The sequence below is a fragment of the Streptomyces synnematoformans genome (assembly GCF_039531005.1).
GTDB lineage: Bacteria > Actinomycetota > Actinomycetes > Streptomycetales > Streptomycetaceae > Streptomyces > Streptomyces synnematoformans.
In genome coordinates this window covers 1-881 of sequence record NZ_BAAAPF010000724.1, presented here as the reverse complement: position 1 = coordinate 881, position 881 = coordinate 1, and the positions used below count along the sequence as shown (strand labels likewise).

General features: G+C 68.1%; 1 protein-coding gene. It reads right to left on the bottom strand.

Annotated elements, in window-relative coordinates; translation table 11 throughout:
• Nucleotides 1–12 precede the first annotated feature (12 nt).
• A protein-coding gene (locus ABD317_RS37355; RefSeq protein ID WP_344296575.1) for an IS5 family transposase occupies nt 13–818 on the bottom strand; the annotation gives its coding sequence in 2 pieces (ribosomal slippage) (nt 13–488 and nt 488–818; 807 coding nt in all).
• Nucleotides 819–881: the final 63 nt, after the last annotated feature.

The window sequence follows — 881 nt, the reverse complement described above, 5'->3', positions numbered from 1 at the left end:
TAAGAATGTGTCTCACGTGGCGAGTTTCGTGAGCTTTTTGTAGCAGGTCAGGGCTGCCGCGAGCCCGAGGAAGGCGAGGAAGTGGCTGCCTTTGCGCTCGTATCGGACGGTCAGCCGGCGGTAGCCGAAGAGCCAGGCGATCGACCGTTCGATCTTCCACCGGTGGCGGCCGAGACGCTCGCTGGACTCGACGCCGGGCCGGGCGATGCGCGGAACGATGCCCCGATCGCGCAGCCACTTCAGCCTCTCAGCGCAGTGGTACGCCTTGTCGGCGCGGAGCCTGTCGGGGCGGCGTCTGCGGGGACCGCGCCGGGACCGGATGCCCGGTATGCCGAGGACCAGCGGCAGCACTGCCTGGCTGTCGTGGACGTTCGCACCGGAGACACCGAGGGCCAGGGGTAAGCCCTGAGCATCGGACAGCACATGGAGCTTGCTGCCCTTCTTGCCCCGGTCGACCGGATTGCGCCCGGTCAGCGATCCCCCCTTTTCGCGCGGACAGAGGCCGCGTCCACGATCGCCGAGGTCCAGTCCACCTCGCCGCGCGCGCCGAGCTCGTCGAGCACGGCCCGGTGCAGGCGTCGCCACAGCCCCTCCTTCGTCCAGGCCGAGAAGCGGCGGTGTGCGGTCGCCGGCGAGACCCCGAAGGTCTCCGGCAGGTGCCGCCAGGCACACCCGCTGGTCAGCACGTACACCACGGCCGTGAACACGGCCCGCTCGTCAACCGGCGCAGTACCGCCTCCCTGCGGACGCGAAGGAAACGACGGCAGCAACGGAGCGACAAGCGACCAGAGTTCGTCAGGAACCAACCGCTCCGACAGACCAACACCCATGACACAGCATCATGCCGCACCACTCAGACACCACGTGAGACAAGCTCTAAG